Here is a 22,284-nt window from a genome sequence, read left to right as displayed (position 1 = left end):
TCACTCGTCGATGTCCTGCTCCAGAGTCTGTGCGGGCGCGCCGTTGTGAGCCGAGCCGAACTGTGCCAGCGGCAACGATGTCGTCAGAGACAGAAGGTTGGAATCGGTGACCTCGAGCACCAGAGTCTTGCCGGCTTCCATGTCCTCGATGAACCTGGGATCGGCGGCGTCTGCGGCGATACAGGTATTGGTCAGGCACCAGGTGTAGGGCAACGATCTGGAAGTTCCCTGATCGACGGTCAGCTTGGCAGGCCGTTGCAGATACATCCCGACGGGGACAAACACTTGCAGCCGGGCAGTGCGGTCGCCGTCGCGCTCGATCAGGTCCACGCGCACCGCCATCTGGCCCGTTGCAAACTTGCCGGTGATCGAGGTCCGACACAGCATCGGCGCACCGCCGGGCTTGACGCAAAGCTTCCGCCAGTCGCTATAGGTGATGTCCTTGGCTTCGCGCTGTCCGCGAGGCGCGATTTCGGCGGACTTTGCCTCTGGAGCCGGCTTGGGCGCGACTGCATTCTGCGCCGAAGCTGGTCCGGCAAGAGCCGCCGCGAACAACATCGACAGCCAGACGAGCGTACCGCCCGGCGAAGGTATTGATGTTGGGTCAATCATGTTCTGCCTCCACGCCAGCCTCTGCGGCTATTTCTGCGCGTCAAGAAATCGTTCGACGAGCGGTGACCACATCGGGATCGTGTCGGGCGAGCCGATGAAGAAATGTCCTTCGCTGCCGAACGGCGGCATCAGATGATATTCGGCCCTGCCGCCGGCCGCGGTGAAGGCCTCATGCATGCGCTTCGATAGGGCAGGGCCGAAGAACGTGTCGTTCTCGATATAGAACCACAGCATTGGCACCCGCGACGTCCGGCCGAAATCGGCGGTCACTTCGACCAGCTTGTCCGGTGCGCAATTGTTGTTGGGTTTGCCATCGACGCGGCCGCCGCGTCCTGCGGCGAAGGTGATGATCGCCTTGACCTGCGGAGGGTTTGCGCTCGAGAGCGCAATGGAAGCCCAGCCGCCTGCGGACTGTCCGATGACGATCACGTCCTTCGGCAGAACGCGCTTCTCGGCCACCATGTAGTCGATGATCCAGAGATCGACTTGTGCCACCGCACGCCCGGCGTCGTGGAAGTTCGGATTGGTGCAGCTTCCGACCTTGGAGAAGAAGGGCCCGTAAAGACCGTGCTCGGGAATATCGATGGCGGCCGCGCCGTAGCCGGTTCCGACCGGCGCTACGACGAAATAGCCGCGGCTGGCGAACCACTTCGCGGCATTGCGGAATTCCACCAGCGGGAAAAAGCTTCGGTCGACCGCTTTGAGCGAGACGCCATGGTTCATGATCGCCAGCGGGAAGGGGCCATCGCCGACCGGCCGCACCACATAGGCGAACATCGGCAGCGGAAGCGGCAGGGCCCAGACCTCTTCCTGGATCCGAACATTGTCGTCGGCGCGCACAGGGGCAAGAAAGCAGGCCAGGATGCTCAGTGCTCCCGCCAGGTAGGTCACTGTTGAAGCATGCCGCAAATTCACGTGCGCCTCCTTCAACCGGCGAAAGTGCTGGCCACGATGATCGGTCCAAGCACGGTCAGCACAACGTTGCCGACCGCGTAGGGCACAGCGACCCCAAGCACCGGCGTTTGGCTTTCTGCAACTTCGCAGGCCCCGGTCACCGCGGCGTCGACAGTCATGGCGCCGGCCAGCGCGCCGCAAATGATGACCGGGTTCATGCGGAGCACGCGATGGGCAAACAGGGTCGTCACGATCAGCGGCACCAGCGTAACGACCAGGCCCATGCCCACCAGCAGCATGCCGTGCGACTGGATTGCGACCCAGGCCGCGTGGCCGTTGCCGAGCCCGATCGCGGCGATAAAGCCGCCGAGCCCGAGGTCGCTCAGCGTTTGCTGCGCGGCGGGCGGCATTGCACCCATCGTCGGCCGGCGCGAGCGCAGCCAGCCGCAGAAAAGTCCCGCTATCAAGGCACCGCCGCCGCCGCCCAGAGTCAGAGGCACTGAACCGATCTTGACGCTCGCGAGGCCGGCGAGCAGACCTATGGCAATGCCTGCGGCAAGGAATGCGATGTCGGTGCGGTCTTCGGAGCTCAGGATCTGTCCAACCTGCGAGGCGGCGCGCTCGATGTTGCGGGTGCTGCCGACCAGCGTCATGACATCACCGACATAGACGCGGGTGTCCGCGCTCAACGGGACCTCGCGTCCCATCCGCGTCAGGGTGCGCAGGAACACGCCGCGCGCGGCGTCGCCGACGCGTTCAGCCATGTCCTTGACGGAGCGGCCATGGAGCTTGCGATTGTCGACGAGGACGTCGACCACGTTGCCTGGAAGAGCCTTCAGGATCTCGTCGGCGTCGATTTCTGTGCCAACAATCGGCTTTGCAGCGACGATGGCGGCGGTGCGGCCTGCGATAACGATGTCGTCGTTCGCTTCAAGAACGGTGTCGCGATGCGGTTCGACGTCAGCGCCCTGGCGCACGATCCGCTCGATCACGCTGCGGCTGCCGATCTGGTCTTCGACGGCGCCGACGGTCCGTCCCGCCGCTGCCGACACCCGGTACGCGCGCGCCTGGAACTTTCGATAATGCAGATTTTCGGTCTGCGGCGGGTTGCCACCCGACAGCTCCGCCTCGAGTTTTGCAGCTTCCGCTTTCAAATCGATCCGCATCAATTTCGGCGCGACGAACGGCACGTACAGGAGCGTGAGGATATAGCCGAGCACGTAGGTGACGGCGTAGCCGGCCGCGATATTGGCGTCCTGCTGCTGCAGCAACTCTTTGGGGAGTCCGAGCTGAGCTAGTGCGCCAGATGCGGTGCCGATGACCGACGACTGTGTCAGGGCTCCCGCAGCAAGACCGGAAGCGGTGCCGGGACCGAGCGCGAACACATGGGCAAATACGAGAACGATGACGAGGCCGGTGCCGCCAAGCACGAGTGCGAGCGCAACCTGCGCCAGGGTCCGGATGCTCAACGAGGCAAAGAACTCGGGTCCGGACCGGTAGCCGATCGTGAACACGAACAGGCTGAAGAGGATGACCCTGAGCAAGGACGGAAACGTGAAGGTGCCAAGCTGCCCGATCAGGACGGCAACGATGAGCGTGCAGGCCGTGGTGCCGATCGAAAAACCGCGGATTCTGACGCGGCCAAGAATGGTGCCCAGCGCAACCGACAGCAGCAGGAAAATTTCCGGAGCGGCGGAGATGATCCATCTGACCGTGCTCATGGCGCATGCCCTCCAGCGATTTGTGCTAAATCTGGTTCGTCAAACCGGGCGATGCTTGATTCAGATCAACCCCTGCCGGGGGTTAACCCGCTCCGTGTTGAGCCGCAGGATTTGACGTGGGGACCTGAGCACGATGGATACCGCCGTTGCTTCGTCGATACGCCGCGACGAAACGGCGCCGATTGCGCTGCTGCTTGCCTTCGCCGGCGGCTATATCGACGCCTATACGTGGATCATCCACGGCGTGATGGCCAATGCCCAGACCGCAAACCTTGTGCTGTTGTGGGTTTATGGCTCGATCGGAAATTGGACGAAGGCGCTGCACTTCGTCCCGCCGATCCTTGCATTCGCCGCCGGTATTCTGGTCGCTGCATGGCTGCGCCGGGCGACCGGAGGGCGCGCCAGCGCGATCGGTACACTGATCGAAATCCTGCTGCTGGTCACCATCGCCATCCTGCACAATCGCCTGCCGGATCTCGCGGGAACGCTTGGCATTTCCTTCGTCGCCGCCGTACAGAGCGCGGTCTTCACGAGGGTCGAGGGCGCGCTCTACAGCTCCGTCATGATCACGGGCAACATGCGGCAGGCGATTGAAGGGCTGTTCGCTGCGGCCTCCGGCAATGGGACGCTCCGTCCCCCTGGCATTTTCGCCACGTTATGCGTCGCCTTTGGTCTAGGGGCGGCTGTGGGCGCCTTCGCGACCAAGCAAATCCCGAATCTGGCGCTCGGTCTTCCCGTGATCGCACTGCTGGTCGTGCTGTTGCTCTGCGAAGTCTCAAGCGAGGAGAGCAGGCTCTGATGTCTTCCGGGCGGAAATGGCGCTGGATCTTCCTGTTTCCGCCCGCAACCTGGTTGGCGCGGTATCACCGCGCCTGGCTGCGTTCGGACGCCATCGCCGGCATCACGCTCGCGGCCTACGCCATTCCGGTGTCGCTGGCCTATGCCACGCTGGCGGGCCTGCCGCCCCAAATCGGCATCTACGGCTACATGCTCGGCGGCGTCGGCTATGCGCTGCTGGGGTCGTCGCGCCAGCTTGCAATCGGTCCGACCTCGGCGATCTCGCTGATGATTGCGGCGACCGTCGGGACGCTGGCCGGCGGAGACGCGGCGAAATACGCCGAGATCGCGAGCCTAGCCGCCTGTGCGGTAGCGCTGCTTTGTCTGATCGCGTGGCTGTTCAAGCTCAGCGTTCTCGTCCGCCTGGTGAGCGACAGTATCCTGGTCGGTTTCAAGGCCGGTGCGGGACTCACCATCATGATGAGCCAGTTGCCGAGCCTGTTCGGCGTCGCCGGAGGCGGTCACAATTTCTTCGATCGCGCCATCAAGCTCGCCGGCCAGCTCGGCGGCGTCAATTGGCTGGTTCTGGCGATCGGAGCCATCGCGCTCTTGTTCCTGCTGGTGGGAGAGCGGCGGCTGCCGGGAAGGCCGGTCGGGCTCACGATCATGGCGCTATCGATCATGCTGGCGACACTGCTTGGCTTTCCGTCGCTTGGCGTGCCGGTGACCGGCAAAATTCCGGAGGGATTGCCGGCGTTTGGATTACCCAGCTTTGGTCTATTGGAGCCCGACGAGCTCTTCCCGCTGGCCGCGGGATGCGTGCTGCTGGCCTATATCGAAGGCGTCTCCGCCGCACGCAGCTTTGCTGCCAAGCACGGCTATGCCCTCGATGTCCGGCAGGAGCTTTTGGGGCTCGGCGCGGCGAACCTCGTCACCGCCTTCGGCCACGGCTATCCCGTGGCCGGCGGGCTGTCGCAGTCTGCGGTCAACGACAATGCCGGGGCGCGCACGCCGTTGGCCCTGGTGATCTGCTCGGCGGCGCTTGCGCTGTGCCTGCTGTTCTTCACGGGGCTTTTGACGAACCTGCCCAAGGCGGTCCTGGCGGCGATCGTTTTTGCCGCCGTCTACAGGCTGGTGGACATCCGCGCGCTGTTGCGAATGTGGCAAGTCAGCCGCATCGACTTTTATGCCGCGGCGATTGCCCTCCTGTCAGTGTTGCTCCTGGGCATCCTGCAGGGCGTCTTGCTGGCGGCCGTCGCGTCGATCTTCCTGCTCCTGGCGCGAGCCTCGCGTCCGAATGTTGCTTTCCTCGGCCGGCTGCCCGGTACCGGCCGCTATTCCGACAATGCGAGGCACGAGGGCGTCGAGCCATTGGTCGGCATCATCGCGTTTCGACCCGAAGCCTCGCTGCTCTACATCAATGCCGAAACGATCCTGGAGACAGTGTTAGGCACCTTGCCGCTGTCGGCCGGCGTCAAGCTCGTTGTCTGTGATCTGTCGGCCGCGCCCTACATCGATCTGGCCGGCGCGCGCATGCTGCACGATCTCTATGACGAACTCGCCTCCCGGAATATCACCTTCCGCATCGTCGGCGCGCACGCACAATTACGCGATCTGCTGCGGGCTGAAGGCTTGGCGGAAAAGACCGACAGCAGGACGTGGCTTCGTTCGGTTGACAGCGTACTCGGGGAAACCATGACCGGGCAATCATCTGATCCCAATCCATAAGATACGCCCGACCTATGGGCGGGCCGGCTCTGACGCGATCTCACCATCATCCTCAATCGGTCACGCGGTAGCGCCTTGGACGATGTCCGCATCGCAAATTGTTCCGGGCCTCTTCAAGGCGCTCGACCCTTGACTTGGATCAATGGGCCGAGGTGAGCGGGCATCACGATCCCGGCCGAGACGTCGCAAAGATCCGGAGAGAGACATGTCCAAGGACGCCAAGGCTACAGAAAAGCGCATCGATCAGTTCATTTCCGGGCCCGGCGGACGGGCGGATGATTGGCGCGATCTGGTGGAGGCAGCGAAGGCATGGGCGCGCGGCGGTGACCGCACGAAGTACGATGCGGCGCTGGCGGATCTCTCCGTGATAGAGGAGTTTCACGGCTATCCGGGGCTGCAGTTGATGGCGGCTTTGCGGGAAGCGGCCTCGGCCGGGGATGCGGCGGGTTCACTTGCTCTCGCGACGCGCATCACGCAGGCGTTGATGACGAGATCTTTCCGCCAGCTTGCCGGCGACTGGAATGCCAAGGACGACGGCAACGGTGATGCGCCCGAGCTTGTGCCGTCAACTTTCGGATCGCATGAGGGCCATCGACCCTATTTCGAGACACTGATCGTCACCGGCCTTTCGTCCAACCATTGGCCGGCGCTCGCCGCCGAATGGCGCAAGTTGCGCCGTCCGGTCGATTCTTTCGTCTATGAGCCGGTGATCGTCGGTAGTCTTGAAGACGCCTTCTGCGCGACGATGCTCAACCCCAATATCGCCGCCGTCGTCATCAACGAAGGGTTCGGCCTGCGCTCGCGCCACGATGCGCCGATACTCCGCACCATGACCGCCGCCGCGGGCATCAAGGACGAGGCGGACGCGTCCGCGCTCCGGCTGGCGCACGTCATCAAGCGGGTACGTCCCGAGCTCGACATCTACCTGATGTCGAATCGCGACGTGGAGGCAATGGCGGGGAACCCCGAAGCCAATGTGGTTCGGCGGATATTTTACTCCATCGAAGAGCTCCTCGAGCTGCATCTCTCCATCCTCGAAGGGATCCAGGATCGCTTCGACACACCGTTCTTCGACAATCTCAAGAAATACGCGCAACGCCCGATCGGGACGTTTCATGCGCTACCGATCGCTCGCGGCAAATCTGTCTTCAGGTCGGACTGGATCCGCGATATGGGCGAATTCTACGGGCTGAACCTGTTCCTGGCCGAGAGCAGCGCGACCACCGGCGGTCTCGACAGTTTGCTGGAGCCGACGGGCACCATCAAGAGAGCGCAAGATAAGGCGGCACGCGCGCTCGGCGCCGATCGCGTGTTCTTCGTGACCAACGGCACCTCGACATCCAACAAGATGGCGGTGCAGGCGCTGCTCGGGCCAGGCGACATCGCGATCGTGGATCGTAACTGCCACAAGTCGCACCATTACGGCATGGTTCTGGCCGGTGCTCAGCCCATCTACGTCGAAGCGTTCCCGATGACCGAATATTCGATGTATGGCGCGGTGCCGCTGAAGACCATCAAGCAGGCCCTGCTGAATGCCAGAGCCGACGGCCGCCTGGACCGCGTCAAGATGCTTGACCTGACCAACTGCACCTTCGACGGCCACATCTACAACACCCGCCGGGTGATGGAGGAATGTCTCGCGATCAAGCCAGATTTGATCTTCCTGTGGGACGAAGCCTGGTTCGGCTTCGCGCGCTTCTCTCCGTTCCTGCGGCGACGGACCGCGATGGGCGCCGCCAACGAGATCGAGACCTGGATGCATGATCCGAAATCGGTCGCGGCTTACGAGAAGCAGCAGGCCGACCTCGGCAAGACCCCCTCGGACGAGGTGCTGCTCAAGACTCGTCTGATCCCGGATCCGCGTCAGATCCGCCTGCGCGTCTACCAGACCAACTCGACCCACAAGTCGATGTCGGCGATCCGGCAGGGCTCGATGCTGTCGGTCAAGGACGTCGAATTCCACACCGTCGAGCAGCAGTTCAAGGAGGCGGTGTTCACGCACGCGTCGACCAGCCCGAACCAGCAGCTCATCGCCAGCCTCGATGTCTCGCGGCGCCAGATGGAGCTTGAGGGCTACGGTCTCGTCGCCAACGCGATCGAAATTGCGTTCGCGATCCGCAAAGCGGTCAACAGCAATCCGCTGATCTCGAAATACTTCCGGATTCTCGGTGCGGACGCGATGGTGCCGGCGCAATATCGCCAGAGCGGCTTCACCGACTATCTCGCAACAGGCATGAACTGGGCGAGCGTCCTGAAGAGCCTGGACGACGACGAGTTCTGCCTCGACCCGACCCGGATGACGTTGGTCTGCGGCACCGCCGGCTACGACGGTACGCAGTTCAAGGGCATCCTGGCCAACGACTACAACATCCAGATCAACAAGACATCGCGCAATTCTGTGTTGTTCCAGTCCAACATCAACAATACCCGCAGCGACGTCGCGCATCTGGTGAGGGTGCTGGCCGAGATCGCGGGAGAGGTCGACCGCGGGTTGGTTCAGGGCGGCGCCAATGCGAAGAAGACCTTCGAGGCGCGCGTCAAGAGCCTGATGACCGATGTGCCCGACTTGCCGAACTTCTCGCAGTTCCACGACAGTTTCCGTGGCGATGCCGGCACCAGGACCAACGAGGGCGACATTCGTAGCGGCTTCTACTCGGCCTATGACGCAGCGGGATGCGAATATATCCGGCTCGGCGATTCCGAGATCGACCGTCGTCTCAAGGCCGGTCCCGACCTCGTCTCCGCCAGTTTCGTGATCCCGTATCCGCCGGGCTTCCCGATCATGGTGCCGGGGCAGGTCATCACCCAGGAAACCATCGACTTCATGCGCAAGCTCGATGTGAAGGAAATCCACGGCTACGACGCCAAGGAAGGGCTGAAGCTCGTACGTGCCGAAGCCCTGGCGAAGATTGGGCGGCCCAAGCCCGGCGCCGCGCCGAAGCTGAAGGCGGCATCGTAATAAAGGGGAGGGATATGCAGAGCTTTTTCACGTTCTTGCAGCAGAACCCGTTTCTGTTGCTGTTCTTCGTCGTTGGGCTCGCCGTCTGGATCGGCCGGGCCAGCATCAAGGGTTACGGCCTCGGCATGGTCGCCGGCGCCATCGTGGTGGGCGCAGCCCTTTCGGTTTGGGCGTCGGTCTACGGCGTGAAGCTTGAGCTGAACGCGTTCGCCAAGAGCCTGTTCTACTATTTGTTCATGTATGGCGTCGGCTTACGTGTGGGACCGTCCTTCATCAACAGCCTGAAGGGCGATGGTCTCAAGTTCTGCATCCTGGCGCTGGTGTCGAGCGTTCTCGGTCTTGCGCTTGTCGTTATGCTTTCGAAGCTCTTTGCGCTGCCGATCGGCGCTGCCGGCGGCATGCTGGCGGGATCGCAGACCATGTCGGCCGCGATTGGCTCGGCTGAGCAGGCCATCACCTCGGGCGTCGTGAAGCTTCCCGAAGGCATGAAGCCCGAAGACGCGTCGGGCATGATCGCGCTGTCCTACGGCATCACTTATATCTGGGGCACCGTTGGCATCATCCTAATCTGCAAATATCTGCCGCGCTGGTGGGGCGTCGACGCCAAGGCCGCAGCCAAGCAGTACGAGCAGGAGTTTGGCGTCAAGGACCTCGAGGGTGGTGGCCTGACCGGTTACCGGCAGTTCGGCCTGCGTGCCTACCGGCTCGATAATCCGGCCCAGGTCGGCATGAGCATTGCCAAATTCCGCACGATGAATCCCGAATACCGCATCGTCAATGTGGCGCGCCGAGGAGAACCGCTGGGTGCCGACCCCGAACTCGTTCTGCAAAAGGGCGACGTCGTCGCGCTCGGCGGCTCGACCGAGCATCTCACCGACAAGATGGGCCTGCTCGGTCCGGAGGTTGCCGACGCCAAGGCACTCGGTATTCCCATGGATCAGGCGGACATCCTCGTCACCAACAAGGAGATGGCCGGACGGACCTTTGAATCCTTCCGCGATACGGCCATCGCCGGCCAGCTGCAGGTCACCAAGGTGGAACGTGGCGGCGTGCAGATTCCGGCCGGTCTCAAGACCGAGTTGCAGCGGATGGACATCGTCTCGGTGGTCGGCATCAAGTCGGCTGTCAACGAGCTCGGCGACATGTGGGGACGCATTGCGCGGACCAACACCTCGACCGATCTGTTGACGCTCGCCTCAGGCATGATCATCGGCTTCCTGATCGGCATGATCGAATTTCCGGCCTTCGGCGCCAAGATCGGCCTCGGCAATGCTGGCGGTCTGTTGCTGTCCGGCGTGATCGTCTCATCGCTGGTCTCGCGACTGCGCTTCTTCGGCAATACGCCGAACGCGGCGCGCAACGTGCTGGAGGATCTCGGCCTCGTGGTCTTCGTCGCCATCGTCGGCATCAATGCCGGCGCCGGGTTGTTGGCGCAGCTCACGGGTGCGGTCGCGTTGAAGATCTTCATCGCCGGCTTCATTGCCTGCACGATTCCGCCGTTCATCGTCTGGGCGATCGGCTTCCACGTCTTCAAGATCAACCCGGCCGTGTTGATGGGCGGCGTTGCCGGTGCGCGATCTCACTCCGGGCCGTGCCGTGAGGCCGCGGTGGAAATCCAGAGCTCCGTGCCCTGGATTGGGTTCCCGGTCGGGTACGCGGTGTCCGGCATTCTGCTCACCGTGTTCGGCTACTTCGCAATGATCCTGGCTCAATAGCTCGGCGTCACAACCAGAGGAAATAAGACTCATGAGAAAAGTCGCTATCTATGCCGCCCTGGTCGCTTCGCTGGCAGGCGTCGCCGGCTTCAGCACGCCGTCGCGGGCAGAGACCGGCCAGGTCGCCGTTGTCTTCACCAAGGGCGGTTTCATCGTTGGCGTCGGTGGCGGCGAGGGCGTTCTGCTGTATCGCGGCCACAAATATCCCTTCACCGTCTCGGGTATGAGCGTCGGCTTCACGATCGGCGCTTCGACCACCAAGCTGGTCGGTCGCGCCCTCAACCTGAGGGGGCCGGAGTCGATCGAAGGCTCCTACGCTGTCGGCGGTGCGGGCGGTGCTATCGCTGCCGGCGCAGGTGCCGTTCAGCTCCAAAACGGCAACGGCGTGATTCTGCAGCTCAGCGGACCGAAGGTCGGTGCGGAGCTGTCGGCCGCTGTGGGGGGCGTGACGATAGCTTTGAAGCGGTAGAGCGGCACTCGCGCCGCTCTAGCTGAATGACGGCTGCTTCTCTCATGCACGTAAGTCAGGGAAGCGGCGGCAAATCAGCGCCAGGTTCGGATGCCAGCCGCGTTTCGCGAGGCATCGTCGAAAAGCGGATCACGGTACCCATATCGAGGGAGGACATGCCATGCTTCGTTATCTTCTGGCTCTTGTTGCGGCCGTCGTTCTTCTCACGGCAATGCTCATTCCCGATGATGCCTATGCCCGCCGCGGAGGTGGCGGTGGTGGCTATCGCGGAGGTGGAGGGGGCATGCGCGCCGGAGGTTTCCATGGCGGCGCCGTTCACGCGGGGCGGATCCATGGCGGAGGCGGACGCCATTACGCAGGAGGTCCGCGGCCAAGCCATCCGATCGCCGGTCGTCCTGGCCGTCCAGGTTACCCCGTTGCGGGCCGTCCCGGCCGTCCCGTCGCCGGTTATCCCGGAGGCTATCCGCGATATGGCTATCGAGGCGCGGCTTACGGCGCTGCTGCCGTCGGTGCGGCCGCCGCGGGCGCCTACGGATACTACAACAACAACGGTTGTTATCAGGACACGTACGGCAACTGGGTCTGTCCCAACCAGTACCCGTATTGAAAGAATGCGCTGCTGACGGACCCAGCGGACCGTCAGCAGCGCGGTCAAGGATCAGACCGCACCGGCAGTGCGTTCGATCACCTCGTCAATAACGTTCGGCGACGAAGTTCATCCCGCGCAGGACCGCTTGGTCATTGTAGCGTCCTTTGTCGGAGCGCTTCGGCAGCTTCACCTTGTCCTTCTTGATCCGCTTGTGCGGGATAGCCTCCAGGATGTGCGCGATACAGTTCAGCCGCGCCCGCCGCTTGTCGTCGGAGCGAATGATGTACCAAGGCGCCTCCTTCGTGCTCGTCTTCTTGAGCATCAGGTCGCGCGCGCGGGAATAATCATACCAGCGTTTGAAGGATTCGAGGTCCATCGGACTCAGCTTCCATTGCCGCACCGGATCGTCGATGCGGGCGTTGAAGCGGCGCTCCTGCTCCTCCATCCCGACCTCGAGCCAGATCTTGATCAGGATGATGCCGCCGTCGATGGCGTACTTTTCCATCTGCGGGCAGAGCGACAGGAAACGATCGTGCTCGGCGGGCGAGCAGAATCCCATGACATATTCGACGCCGGCGCGATTGTACCAGCTGCGGTCGAAGATCACGATCTCGCCCCCGGCCGGAAACTGCTTCATGTAGCGCTGGAAGAAAAGCTGGGTCTTTTCGCGATCCGATGGCGCAGGCAGCGCCACCACGCGAAACACGCGCGGGCTGACCTTTTCTGTGATCGCCTTGATCGTGCCGCCCTTGCCGGCCGCGTCGCGGCCTTCGAACAGGACGATGACCCGAAGCTTGTTTTCCTTCACATAATCCTGGAGATGGCAAAGCTCGATCTGGAGCTTTTCGAGCTCCTTCTCGTAGTCCTTGCGCTTCATCCGCTCTGAGGCTTCGTCCTTTGCCATGCCGCTCCGCCTTCTCTTAACTCGGCCGAAACGTGTTCAGTCGCCCCAGGAAATGATGACGCCGATGTCACCGGGCACGCCGCCAGGAAAATCGATGACCTGATAGCCGATGCGATAGCCGCGAGGCTTGAGGTATTCGGTCCAGAGTTCGAAGATCTCTTTTGGAATTCCGGTCAGCGTTTTCTCCCAGCCCGCCTCCATCTGGTTGATTGCGCGGCCCTTGTCGGTGCACAGGGTGTTCGGGAAGCGATAGACCTGCACTTCGGTCAGGCCGTTGCGAACCGCGCGCTGGATGATGGTCGAGGCGAGCTTGATCTTCTCCTCCTCGGATTTGCCGGACGGTTTGCTCAGCCGTTCGATCAGAGCGCGTTTCTCGGCTTCGGCCGCGGCGGCGAGGCGAACATATTCCTCGGCCTTTCTGGCTTCCTCGAGCGCAGCTTCCTTGCGAATTTGCAGTGCGTTGGGAATGAGCTCATCGATGCCGGGCATGATTGGGGCGTTCCTGGCTTGCTGTGGGGTCGGCGTCAGGGCTAAGCTAGGTTTCGCGCCGTTCGGACCTTTGATTCATATCAAGCAATTTTCCCACCTGCGCGGCCACGGTAACGAGCCGGCGCGCAGACCGCCCTGATCCTTCCGTGGAGGCGACCATTGAGCGAGCAACTTCATCCGATGGCCCCGCATCATCTGCCGTTCTACCTCGCGCCGGGAAGCGGCACGGACGTGCTGATGGTGGTGATGGGGATCTTCCTGATCGGCACCGTACTCTGGGTTGGCACGCTCTATTGGAAGCTGCACAGCCTGCCCGAACGGATGGCGCACAAGTCACAGAAGCTGCAGTTCGAGATCGTGGCCGTGCTGGGCATCATCTCGCTCTTTACGCACATGCACATTTTCTGGGTGGCCGGCCTTCTGCTCGCGATGATCGACTTGCCAGATTTCGGCACGCCGCTGCGGAGTATCGCAGGCTCGGTTGAGAGGATCGCTGACGCCGCGCCCGGCGAGGGTCGCGAGCCAGAACTCCCCAGCTTGCCGCCGGTCGAGAAGCCGATCGTCAAGGGGAAGGAGCACAGCCATGTTTGAGCTCATGTTCTGCTCCATCCTGACCATCCTGCCGGACTACCTCTACCGACGTTATGCCCAAGGCAAACGGTTCGGCAAGGAAATCACCTTCTTTTCCATCTGGTACGAATTGCGATGGGGTATCACCGGCTGCTTGATGCTGACGATTTCGCTGATCACGATGATCTTCTACTTTCACCCGTCAACGACCTCGGCCGCGCTCTATTTTCGGACAGTCCCGATCCTGCCTGAAGGCTCCGGCCGTGTCGCGGAAGTCAATGTCGGCTACAGCGAGGCAGTGAAGAAGGGCGACGTGCTGTTCAGGTTGGACAGTTCGAAGCAGAAGGCTGCTTTGGAGACGGCCACGCGCAAGATCGCCGAGGTCGACGCCGCGATGACAAGCGCCGAAAACGACGTGGTCAAGGCCGAAGCGCAGATCCAGGAAGCCAAGGCCAGCCTTCAGCAGGCCAGGGACGAGCTGGACGTCAAGACGGAGTTGCAGCGCCGCAATCCCGGTATCGTCCCGCAACGCGATATCGAGAAACTACAGGTCGTGGTCAACCAGCGGCAGGCTGGTGTGGACTCGGCCACCGCGTCCAAGACGTCGGCGATGTTGCGGCTTTCAACGCTGTTGCCGGCTGAAAAAGCGAGCGGCCAGGCGGCGTTGGCTGAAGCGCAGGTCGATCTCGACAAGACCTTCGTTCGCGCCGGCGTCGACGGTCGGGTCGAGCAGTTCCTCGTTCGGACGGGCGATCTCGTTGCCCAGATCATGCGACCCGCCGGCGTGTTGATACCGGCGGATGCCGGCAGGGGTAGGCTGCAGGCCGGGTTTGGACAGATTGAAGCGGGGGTGGTGAAGGTAGGGATGGTCGCAGAAGCGACCTGCATCTCCAAGCCATGGGTGATCATTCCGCTCCTTGTCACCGATGTGCAGGATTACATCGCCGCCGGCCAGGTGCAGGCTGGCCAGGAATTGATTGAAGCTCAGAATGCACGTAAGCCGGGTTCGATACTCGCCTTCCTGGAGCCGCTGTACAAGGGCGGCCTCGACGGCGTGACGCCGGGCAGCAGTTGCATCGTCAATGCCTACACCAGCAATCACGAGGAGATCTCGGCCAAGGAGACCGGTACAGGCCGGGCAATTGCCTTGCACGTCGTCGATGGTGTCGGCCTCGTGCACGCCATGCTCTTGCGAATTCAGGCGCTGCTGCTGCCGATCAAGACGCTGGTGCTCAGCGGGCACTGACCGGCATCGCTTTGGCTTGAATCGCATTTCGGTTCAGCGATGCGCCTCAGTTGAGCCGGTCTGGCGTCATGAGCCAGTCCGACCAGTCAGCGCATATTCACTGTGAGCGCCACATGGTCCCCGCAAAAATGCCGATCTGGCTTCGTTCCTTCATTGTCGCCAGCGCTGTCGTGCTCGTGCTTGGAGCTGGCCTGTTCGGCTACCGGTGGTATTCTCGCCCCACGACGCTGACCATCGCCGTCGGATCGCTGGACGGTGAGGCCGCGCGTCTGGTCTCGGCACTGGCGAGCCGGCTTGCCGTGGTGAACGCCCCGGTCCGGCTCAGACTGGTGGAAACGACCAACGCGGTTGATGCTGCCGAGCAGTTTGCGGCGGAAAAGGTTGAGCTTGCTGTCGTCCGGGGCGACGTCGGCGACCTATCGCAGGCGCAGGCTATCGTGGTTCTCGCCCACGCCGTTTTCCTGCTGGTTGCGCCGCCGGGCTCCTCCATTACCGAAATCGCTGGTCTGAAGCGCACCAGCGTCGGCGTGATCGGCGGCGAGATGAATCGCAAGCTCATCGACGTTCTGAGCGACGAATACGGTCTGGGACGTGCCAATGTGACGTTCCGCAATCTCCAGCCGGCCGATGCGCGGCGTGCACTCGATGCGAAGGAGGTGCGGGCGATCCTGGTCGTCGTTCCTCTTGCCGAAAAATATCTTGCTCTGTTACGCGGCCTCTTTCTGCAGACGCCCAAGACCGCGCCGGTTCTGCTTCCGATCGATGCGGCCGGTGCCATCGCGGAGAAGCAGCGCGCCTATGAAAGCTTCGATGTCCCGAAGGGCACGCTGCGCGGTTCGCCGCCTATCCCGAGCGAGGATCTGACCACGTTGCGGGTCTCTTTCTACGTGGTCGCGCGAAAGCAGCTCAGCGCTGAGGTGGCCGGCAGCCTCGCCGACGCCCTGATGAAGGCACGCAGGGATCTGCTGGGGGAATTGCCGATACTCTCTCAAATGACCGCGCCGAGCACGGATTCGGACGCCTTCCTTCCGGTTCATCCTGGCGCCGCAGCATTCTACAACGGAACGCAGCAGAGCTTTCTGGACGAATGGGGAAACATCATCTTTCTCGCGCCCATGATTTTGGGCGGCCTCATCTCGGTGCTGGCCGCGGCCTGGAAATTCCTTCAGGTGCGTGATCCCTCTAAGGATGAACGGGGCCTGGACTCGCTGTATGCGCTGGGCGCGCGGATACGCAGGACGGAGGCGGAGGCCGAACTGTCCGATATCGAGGTCGAGATCGACCGGGTGCTCCAGGGCCAGCGCGCCAAGGCCGCTGCAGGAGACGAGAATGCGCTCGATGTCACGACATTGAATGTCGCTGCGCATCGTCTTCAGAGCCTGATTCACGACCGTCGGATCCTGCTGTCCGCGCACGGACATGAGCAAGCGCTCGGTCAGCCAGTTGACCGCACCTGACGGTGGTCACTCCAGACCAAGTCGAATCACGGCCGACCCCAAGCTCAGCGACCTTGATCTTGATCAAACCCTCCGGCCGCCAACCCCGTTTCCTTCAGCAATCGCGTCATGCGAAGGGTGCGGGACATCAGGGGGATAGCGGACGGGCAATGAAGCGCCGTGAGTTCATGGCCGTGATCGGGGCTGCAGTTGCTTGTCCGGTTTTCGCGCGCGCTCAGGATGGGGCACCGCGGCCGATGCCGTCGGTCGGCGTGCTGACTGGCAATTTGGTGGGCGATGGCGGCGCACAGATGCGCGTCAATGCCTTTCAGCAGGGTCTCGCTGACCTCGGCTGGATCGCCAATCAGAACTACCGACTCGATGTGCGCTGGCCGGGCTCCAATCCGACATGGCAGGAACGTGAAGCTCGCGAACTTGTTGCCACCGGACCCGACGTGCTGTTTGCGACCAGCACGGCGACGACACGGGCGCTGCGGGCTGCAACGCAGATCATTCCGATCATCTTTGTCGGGCTCTCGGATCCGGTCGGGACAGGCCTCGTCGTCGATCTGGCAAGGCCGACCAGCAATCTTACCGGCTTCTCGCTTTACGAGCATGCTATGAGCGGGAAATGGCTGAGCTTGTTAAAGGACTTGGTACCCAGCATGAGCAGTGCGATGCTTCTGTACAATCCCGAGACCGCACCATACGCGCCGCTTTATCTTCAGGCCGCACACCAGGTGGAAAATCGCCTGCGCATGACGGTTACCGGCGTCGCCGTCCGCAGCGGCGCCGAGATCGCGGGGGTCATCGAGACGGCGGCGCGGAATGGCAGCGGGCTCGTCGTGCTGCCGGATGGCGGTTTCTTCAGTGCTCAGAGCGCCATGGCGATCCCGTTGCTGGCCCAGCGGCGCGTGCCGGCGATCTTTGCCGTCCGCTTCTATGCTGTGAATGGCGGGCTGATGTCTTATGGCGCCGACCTGACGCAGCAGTTTCGCGATGGCGCTGGCTATGTGGCTCGCATCCTTCGCGGCGCCGAGGTCCGCAGTCTTCCGGTGCAATTCGCCACGAGGTTCGATCTCGTCATCAACATGAGAGCCGTTCACGCCCTCGGACTGGCAATCCCGGAGCGATTGCTCATGGAGGCTGAGCTGATCGACTAGCTTGCTCGGGCGTGGCGGGGGACGAGGCAGCGTTTCGTTGATCTCGATCAACAAACGCCAGCTCTCGGGTTTGATGATCGCCGGACATGTGTATGGAGGATCTGATGTTTTGCTGCGGCAGGACCTTGATGGCGCTTGCGCTCGTGATCGCGATTCCGCTGGCGGCGGCGGCGCAGACCGCAGATAAGGCGCCGGCCTCCAGCCCACAGCAGGCAAATCCCCCCGGGCAAGCCGCAGAGCTTCTGAAACCGGAGCAGCTCGAAGCCCTGGTCGCACCGATTGCGCTCTATCCGGACGAACTGCTTGCTAACGTGCTGGCCGCGTCCACCTATCCTCTGGAAGTCGTTCAGGCCGATCGCTGGCTGAAAGAGCGCAAGACTCTGAAGGGTGATGCCCTGAAGACGGAAGTCGAGAAGCAGCCGTGGGATGACAGCATCAAGGCACTGACTTCGACCGCCGAGGTCCTGACCATGATGAGCGACAAGCTCGACTGGACCAAGGCGCTGGGCGACGCCGTGCTGGCACAGCAGCCGGATGTGATGGATGCGGTCCAGCGGCTGCGGACCAAGGCTTATGACAACAAAAAGCTGGTGACCACCAAGCAGCAGAAGGTGAGCGTCAAGACCGAGGAAAGCAGGCAGGTGGTCGTGATCGAGCCGGCGGTTCCCGATACGATGTACGTGCCGTACTACGAGCCTGCGACGGTCTACGGCGCGTGGCCCTACAACGAGTATCCACCATATTACTTCGGCTACCCATCCTACATCGGCGCAGGCGTCGTCGCGGCGGGGCTCGCCTTCGGCACGGCTTGGGCCATCGGTCGCTGGGGCAATTATTGGGGCGGCGGCTGCAACTGGGGCAACCGCAACGTCTATATCAATCACCGGACCACGAACATCGGAAATGGCTGGCAGCACAATCCCTCGCATCGCCAAGGGGTACGCTACAACAACGCCAACGTTCAGCAGCGCTTCGGCAATAGCAATCTGAAGGCCGGCGCCGCCGACCGGATGGATTTCCGCGGCCGCGACGGACAGCAGAAGCCGGGACAGGATCGGCCTGGTGGCGCAGATCGCGCCGGTGACCGTGCGGGAGATCGCGCTGGCGACCGAGGTGGCGACCGTCAAGGCGCCGGGGATCGCGCCAAGGCGGGAGGCGATCGCGCCAAAGTTGGCGGCGATCGCGCGGGCAAGGCGGGTGGTGCCAAAAACGCGGGCGCCAAGAACGCCGGGACCAAGGGGGGCGGCGGTGCCAAGGCCGCGAACCGAGCTGGCGGCAGGCCACGCGGCGGGAGTGCGCTGAACGTATCGTCTGGCCGCTCGGCGGCCGCAGCATCGGCCCGCGGTCACGCCAGCATGGCGAGCATGGGACCGCGTGGCGGCGGTGGCGGCGCGAGCTTCGCCGGTCGTGGTGGCGGCGGTGGCGGATTCCAGGGCGGTGGTGGCGGCGGCCGGGGCGGTGGCGGCGGCGGGCGCCGCTCCGACATCGTGCTCAAGCACGATGTCGTTTTGCTCGGCTATCTCGCCAACGGGCTTGGTTACTACCGCTTCAGCTATATTGGCAGCGACAAGGCCTATGTCGGGGTCATTGCGCAGGAAGTCGAAGAGGTGAAGCCAGAAGCCGTTACCCGCGGAGCCGATGGTTATCTCCGGGTCTATTACGAGAAGCTCGGTCTAAAATTCCGTACGTATCGGGATTGGCTCGCCGGCGGCGCAACGATTCCTGCGGAGGTGATGCCATGATGAGCTTTAAGTCGCTTCATCGCGTCGCGCTGCCGGCCATCATGGCGCTGGCGCTCATGAGTTCGCCATCCCGGGCGCAGCAATCTTACCCGACACCGGAGGATGCAGCGGCGGCGCTCGCTGCCGCCGTCAAAAGCGGGCCCGACCGGGCCATCCTGAAAGTCCTCGGCAGCGCTGCCGAGGACATCGTCTCGTCCGGCGACGAAGTCGCCGATGCCGATATCCGGCAACGCTTCACCTCGATGTATGAGGCCAAGCATTCGATCAAGGCGGAGGGCAACAAGAAGGCGACGCTGGTGCTGGGCCCGGACGACTTCCCATTCCCGATCCCGCTCGTCAACACCAGGACCGGCTGGGAATTCGATACCGCCGAAGGCCGCATTGAGGTGCTGTATCGCCGCATCGGCCGCAATGAACTCGACGCGATCCAGACCAGTCTCGCCTTTGTCGATGCCGAGAACGAATACGCCGACAAGGATCGCGGTGAGGGTATTGGCGTGTACGCGCAGCGCATCGTCAGCAGTGCCGGCAAGAAGGATGGACTGTTCTGGCGCGACGACAACGACCAGAGCCCGCTCGGTGCATTGGCGGCGCAGGCTTCGGCCGAAGGCTACAAGCCCGAGGAGGGTGCGGCGCCTTATCACGGCTATTATTTCCGGATCCTGAAGGGGCAGGGGTCGAACGTGCCAGGTGGCGCGCTCAACTATGTGGCCAAGGGCAAGATGATCGGAGGTTTCGCGCTCATCGCCTGGCCTGCCGAGTACGGCAATTCCGGCGTCATGACCTTCCTGGTCAACCATGGGGGCGTTGTCTACCAGAAGGATCTCGGGCCTCGAACCAAAGTCCTCGCCTCCCGTATCACCGCATTCGACCCGGACCAGACCTGGAAGAAGGTCGATGGTGCAAAACCCTGAGCGACTGACGGAGATACTGCGTCTGGCACCCTCGTATCGATCGCCAACCTCAGCACGATCATCATCTCTATGAAGTGAGCGAAATGCGGAACGGTCGTGACGGTCCCGTACCGTCATGGCGCCGAAGCGGGAGCGGAAATTGGAATTTCCAGCTCGAAAATGGAGCCCTTGACGTCCGATTTGATCAGCCTCAGCTTTCCTCCACACCTTGCGGCCAAATTGCAGGAGATAGCCAGCCCCAATCCCATACCGCCTTGTTTCGTCGTGAAGAACGGATCGAAGATGCGCTCTTGATCACGTGGCGAAATGCCGGCGCCCGAGTCTTCAATGGACAAATGGACCGTTGTGCCTCCATCAAGACGGGTTTTCATACGCAGCTCTCGTTGATCGGCGGGGACAGAGCTCATTGCGTCAATCGCGTTCTTGCAGAGGTTCAGGAGAATCTGTTGGAGCTCAGTGCCGTCCAGGACGACTGGAGGAATGTTGCCCTGAAACTCCGTCGTTACTGATACGCCGTTGGCCAGGAGATCGTGCCTCAGCAGCCTGCGCGCCAACTCGGCGACATCCTCGACGTTTGCCGAAGCGCCGCCGTGCGCCGTTTTGATCGTCATCTCGCGAATGCTCGATATGATGTCTGCGGCCCGGCTGCCATCGGCTTCGATGTCACAGAGGATGTTCTCGAGTTCCTCCAGTTCAGGCGAGGTCGCTCGGAGGTGACTGAGCCCTGTCGCAGCATTGAGCGAGATGGCCCCTAACGGCGATCTCAGCTCATGGGCGATCGCACCAGTGACCGCGTCGATGCTGAAAAGCCGGTTCGCTCGTTCGCGTCGCTGCAGGGCGATGACGCTGGCGAGGCGCGAATAGATAAACATCGTTTCGATGAGCAATATGGTCAGCAACATGCAGCTGCCGACCAGAACGAAACCGCGTGCTGCGTACCAACCCACGGTGAATCGAACCGAGCTGCCGATGATCGCCACCAGGAAATTGGGCAGGTAGGCGAGCAAAGTCACCATCAACCAAAGGTCAAGAATGGTGCGCATGCGCGCAAACAGGACGGTGAGAGCAGTCACATTCCAAAGCAAAAGTATCAAGTTGACCTGATTACCGAGAGGCGTCTGATGCCTGACGTCATTCACGTAGAAGCTCGGGAGAAACTCGGCTTTCGCGGTCACCATCCACGTCAGTCCCGCCACCGTGGCGGCGATGCAGCCGAATGCTAACACGATCGCGGCTATCGCAGGTCTGCCTGGTCTGCCGGCGGTGGAACGATCCTTTGTGAATCCGTACACTAGGATCGCTGCGGGAAAAGCCGTGTGCCAAAGCACGTAAAGCCAAGCGGGGCTGTTCAGTCCGTCCCCAATGAGACCCACGGGAGCGTATCCGTTCGGAAAGGCGAGCGTTTGCAAGAATGCGAACGATCCGCTGAAAACGTATCCGCTTGCGAGTGCAAGAAGTGCCCGCTGAGGCTGGATCGAAAATTGAGCAAACAGCAGGGCTGCCGTGATGAATTCGGCCAGGGCCAACGCGGTCTGCAAGACTGGAACGAAACCATTGATCTGGCCCAATTGGATCCGGGCGAACGGCGCGATGACCGCTGCAAGGACGATGAGCGAGACGGCGACACCCACGGCCCAGGCCTTTTGGCGGGGGGTTGCGGGGATGTTCGCGATGACCAATGGGAATTCTTGCTCATCATCGTAAGCGGGCTCGGCGGCTGCGTTGGCCAATCGCTCGCTCGCTAGCGCAATGCCCGGCCCTGATGCTGTCGCACCGCCGCCAAGTCCCATGAACTTGCGCTGGCTCATGCCGCCTCCGGAGCACCGCGAGACACATCCTACTCGTCTAAACGCCCTCAGTGAAGCGCCTGATTGAGAGGTGGATATAGACTGGGGGCTCCCGCCAATGGTGCGGATGGTGTGCTCCCGATGGACACGCTCCGCGTACGTCGCCAAGAGTGACTCGGATTCCATGCCATGGGGCCCTCCAGTATGAGGCTGCGCATTAAACTAAAGCCGCGGGACTCGTCGAGCGAAACACCCGCCAGCGCCGTCAACCCCTCTTTGCAAAAATATTCCACTTTACCGAAATTCGGTTTTGACGTATGTATCGGCCATCCCGGCTCATCCTTGAGGGGCGATCTTGTGGTCGTCATGTTCGCGAGCCGGGCTTGCGGTGGACGCGGCAGCGTTCGGGTGCGAGTGGCCAAGGGCAGGGCGGATTGCTCTCCGTGAGCCCAAGGCTTCGTTCCGACGAGCGGCGCTGCTAGGCTTCGTCTCGTCTGTAAGTTTCCGGCTCTGTCGACAGGGCTGGAAAAACTGCGGCGAAATGGCGAACCGTGCGTACGGCAAAACCG

At 62.4% G+C, this 22,284-nt stretch carries 19 protein-coding genes; 12 read left to right on the top strand and 7 right to left on the bottom strand.

All coding sequences use genetic code 11. From position 1 onward, the window contains the following. The 3 genes from FXB41_RS30230 to aspT are packed head-to-tail and all read right to left on the bottom strand — an operon-like array spanning position 1 to position 3,227. Entirely contained in the window at positions 1-612 is a 612-nt protein-coding gene (locus FXB41_RS30230; RefSeq protein ID WP_219684388.1) for an invasion associated locus B family protein, read from the bottom strand. A 27-nt stretch (positions 613-639) separates the two neighbouring features. Beyond that, positions 640-1,482, bottom strand: coding sequence for an alpha/beta hydrolase family protein (locus FXB41_RS30225; protein ID WP_246649352.1), 843 nt, complete (start codon positions 1,480-1,482; stop codon positions 640-642). Positions 1,483-1,538: 56 nt separating this feature from the next. After that, positions 1,539-3,227 (bottom strand): aspartate-alanine antiporter, encoded by a 1,689-nt coding sequence (gene aspT / locus FXB41_RS30220; protein ID WP_007592970.1) that lies wholly within the window; start codon positions 3,225-3,227, stop codon positions 1,539-1,541. Between the two features lie 133 nt (positions 3,228-3,360). On the opposite strand from aspT, the gene FXB41_RS30215 reads away from it, so the two are divergent. The 5 genes from FXB41_RS30215 to FXB41_RS30195 all read left to right on the top strand — a co-directional run bounded on the left by FXB41_RS30215 (position 3,361) and on the right by FXB41_RS30195 (position 10,875). Next, positions 3,361-4,026 (top strand): YoaK family protein, encoded by a 666-nt coding sequence (locus FXB41_RS30215; protein ID WP_376707520.1) that lies wholly within the window; start codon positions 3,361-3,363, stop codon positions 4,024-4,026. Beyond that, positions 4,026-5,732 carry a SulP family inorganic anion transporter gene (locus FXB41_RS30210; protein ID WP_007592968.1) on the top strand — a complete coding sequence of 569 codons (1,707 nt, stop codon included), beginning with the start codon at positions 4,026-4,028 and terminating at the stop codon, positions 5,730-5,732. Before FXB41_RS30215 ends, FXB41_RS30210 begins: the two co-directional genes overlap by 1 nt. Positions 5,733-5,937: 205 nt before the next feature. Then, on the top strand, positions 5,938-8,691 hold the full coding sequence (locus FXB41_RS30205; protein ID WP_007592967.1) for a decarboxylase: 2,754 nt from the start codon (positions 5,938-5,940) through the stop codon (positions 8,689-8,691). Positions 8,692-8,705: 14 nt separating this feature from the next. Next, positions 8,706-10,406 carry an aspartate:alanine exchanger family transporter gene (locus FXB41_RS30200; protein ID WP_219684386.1) on the top strand — a complete coding sequence of 567 codons (1,701 nt, stop codon included), beginning with the start codon at positions 8,706-8,708 and terminating at the stop codon, positions 10,404-10,406. A gap of 31 nt (positions 10,407-10,437) precedes the next feature. Continuing rightward, positions 10,438-10,875, top strand: a complete 438-nt coding sequence (locus FXB41_RS30195) for a hypothetical protein (RefSeq protein ID WP_007592965.1) — start codon at positions 10,438-10,440, stop codon at positions 10,873-10,875. Between the two features lie 55 nt (positions 10,876-10,930). Here the strand turns inward: FXB41_RS30195 and FXB41_RS41810 are convergent, their stop codons facing one another. After that, positions 10,931-11,194 (bottom strand): hypothetical protein, encoded by a 264-nt coding sequence (locus FXB41_RS41810; protein WP_219684385.1) that lies wholly within the window; start codon positions 11,192-11,194, stop codon positions 10,931-10,933. Here FXB41_RS41810 and FXB41_RS41100 point away from each other — a divergent pair. Continuing rightward, positions 11,087-11,482: a hypothetical protein gene (locus FXB41_RS41100; protein WP_311985925.1), complete on the top strand. Its 396-nt coding sequence runs from the start codon at positions 11,087-11,089 to the stop codon at positions 11,480-11,482. The two genes, FXB41_RS41810 and FXB41_RS41100, sit on opposite strands and share 108 nt — an antisense overlap. A gap of 85 nt (positions 11,483-11,567) precedes the next feature. On the opposite strand, the gene ppk2 is transcribed toward FXB41_RS41100, so the two are convergent. Together ppk2 and FXB41_RS30180 are read right to left on the bottom strand one after the other, a co-directional pair. Next, positions 11,568-12,368 (bottom strand): polyphosphate kinase 2, encoded by an 801-nt coding sequence (gene ppk2 / locus FXB41_RS30185; RefSeq protein WP_219684384.1) that lies wholly within the window; start codon positions 12,366-12,368, stop codon positions 11,568-11,570. A gap of 36 nt (positions 12,369-12,404) precedes the next feature. Next, entirely contained in the window at positions 12,405-12,857 is a 453-nt protein-coding gene (locus FXB41_RS30180) for a hypothetical protein (RefSeq protein ID WP_219684383.1), read from the bottom strand. Positions 12,858-13,037: 180 nt separating this feature from the next. On the opposite strand from FXB41_RS30180, the gene FXB41_RS30175 reads away from it, so the two are divergent. The 6 genes from FXB41_RS30175 (at position 13,038) to FXB41_RS30150 (ending at position 19,928) form a co-directional block, all read left to right on the top strand. After that, complete coding sequence (locus tag FXB41_RS30175; protein ID WP_007592955.1) at positions 13,038-13,448, top strand: hypothetical protein; 411 nt, start codon at positions 13,038-13,040, stop codon at positions 13,446-13,448. Further along, positions 13,441-14,673, top strand: a complete 1,233-nt coding sequence (locus FXB41_RS30170) for an HlyD family secretion protein (protein ID WP_219684382.1) — start codon at positions 13,441-13,443, stop codon at positions 14,671-14,673. Before FXB41_RS30175 ends, FXB41_RS30170 begins: the two co-directional genes overlap by 8 nt. Positions 14,674-14,786: 113 nt before the next feature. After that, positions 14,787-16,130 (top strand): TAXI family TRAP transporter solute-binding subunit, encoded by a 1,344-nt coding sequence (locus tag FXB41_RS30165; RefSeq protein ID WP_219684420.1) that lies wholly within the window; start codon positions 14,787-14,789, stop codon positions 16,128-16,130. A 167-nt stretch (positions 16,131-16,297) separates the two neighbouring features. Beyond that, complete coding sequence (locus tag FXB41_RS30160; protein ID WP_246649348.1) at positions 16,298-17,272, top strand: ABC transporter substrate-binding protein; 975 nt, start codon at positions 16,298-16,300, stop codon at positions 17,270-17,272. A gap of 104 nt (positions 17,273-17,376) precedes the next feature. Next, a complete protein-coding gene (locus FXB41_RS30155; RefSeq protein ID WP_219684419.1) occupies positions 17,377-19,014 on the top strand; it encodes a DUF3300 domain-containing protein in 1,638 nt (545 codons plus the stop codon). Further along, on the top strand, positions 19,011-19,928 hold the full coding sequence (locus FXB41_RS30150) for a DUF2950 domain-containing protein (RefSeq protein WP_219684380.1): 918 nt from the start codon (positions 19,011-19,013) through the stop codon (positions 19,926-19,928). The genes FXB41_RS30155 and FXB41_RS30150 overlap by 4 nt, the downstream gene beginning before the upstream one ends. Before the next feature lie 113 nt (positions 19,929-20,041). On the opposite strand, the gene FXB41_RS30145 is transcribed toward FXB41_RS30150, so the two are convergent. Further along, positions 20,042-21,736: a sensor histidine kinase gene (locus FXB41_RS30145; RefSeq protein ID WP_219684379.1), complete on the bottom strand. Its 1,695-nt coding sequence runs from the start codon at positions 21,734-21,736 to the stop codon at positions 20,042-20,044. Positions 21,737-22,284: the final 548 nt, after the last annotated feature.

It is taken from the genome of Bradyrhizobium canariense (genome assembly GCF_019402665.1).
Taxonomy (GTDB): Bacteria; Pseudomonadota; Alphaproteobacteria; order Rhizobiales; family Xanthobacteraceae; genus Bradyrhizobium; species Bradyrhizobium canariense.
This window is presented reverse-complemented; position numbering and strand designations above follow the sequence as displayed.

Bases quoted from the DNA above. Each gene is read 5' to 3' on its own strand.
- FXB41_RS30145 (WP_219684379.1), bottom strand. From the start codon at position 21,736: ATGAGCCAGCGCAAGTTCATGGGACTTGGCGGCGGTGCGACAGCATCA.
- FXB41_RS30155 (WP_219684419.1), top strand. From the start codon at position 17,377: ATGTTTTGCTGCGGCAGGACCTTGATGGCGCTTGCGCTCGTGATCGCG.
- FXB41_RS41100 (WP_311985925.1), top strand. From the start codon at position 11,087: ATGCTCATTCCCGATGATGCCTATGCCCGCCGCGGAGGTGGCGGTGGT.
- ppk2 (WP_219684384.1), bottom strand. From the start codon at position 12,368: ATGGCAAAGGACGAAGCCTCAGAGCGGATGAAGCGCAAGGACTACGAG.
- FXB41_RS30175 (WP_007592955.1), top strand. From the start codon at position 13,038: ATGGCCCCGCATCATCTGCCGTTCTACCTCGCGCCGGGAAGCGGCACG.
- FXB41_RS30195 (WP_007592965.1), top strand. From the start codon at position 10,438: ATGAGAAAAGTCGCTATCTATGCCGCCCTGGTCGCTTCGCTGGCAGGC.
- FXB41_RS30200 (WP_219684386.1), top strand. From the start codon at position 8,706: ATGCAGAGCTTTTTCACGTTCTTGCAGCAGAACCCGTTTCTGTTGCTG.
- FXB41_RS30180 (WP_219684383.1), bottom strand. From the start codon at position 12,857: ATGCCCGGCATCGATGAGCTCATTCCCAACGCACTGCAAATTCGCAAG.
- FXB41_RS30215 (WP_376707520.1), top strand. From the start codon at position 3,361: ATGGATACCGCCGTTGCTTCGTCGATACGCCGCGACGAAACGGCGCCG.
- FXB41_RS30160 (WP_246649348.1), top strand. From the start codon at position 16,298: ATGGCCGTGATCGGGGCTGCAGTTGCTTGTCCGGTTTTCGCGCGCGCT.
- FXB41_RS30205 (WP_007592967.1), top strand. From the start codon at position 5,938: ATGTCCAAGGACGCCAAGGCTACAGAAAAGCGCATCGATCAGTTCATT.
- FXB41_RS30230 (WP_219684388.1), bottom strand. From the start codon at position 612: ATGATTGACCCAACATCAATACCTTCGCCGGGCGGTACGCTCGTCTGG.
- aspT (WP_007592970.1), bottom strand. From the start codon at position 3,227: ATGAGCACGGTCAGATGGATCATCTCCGCCGCTCCGGAAATTTTCCTG.
- FXB41_RS30170 (WP_219684382.1), top strand. From the start codon at position 13,441: ATGTTTGAGCTCATGTTCTGCTCCATCCTGACCATCCTGCCGGACTAC.
- FXB41_RS30165 (WP_219684420.1), top strand. From the start codon at position 14,787: ATGGTCCCCGCAAAAATGCCGATCTGGCTTCGTTCCTTCATTGTCGCC.
- FXB41_RS30210 (WP_007592968.1), top strand. From the start codon at position 4,026: ATGTCTTCCGGGCGGAAATGGCGCTGGATCTTCCTGTTTCCGCCCGCA.
- FXB41_RS30150 (WP_219684380.1), top strand. From the start codon at position 19,011: ATGATGAGCTTTAAGTCGCTTCATCGCGTCGCGCTGCCGGCCATCATG.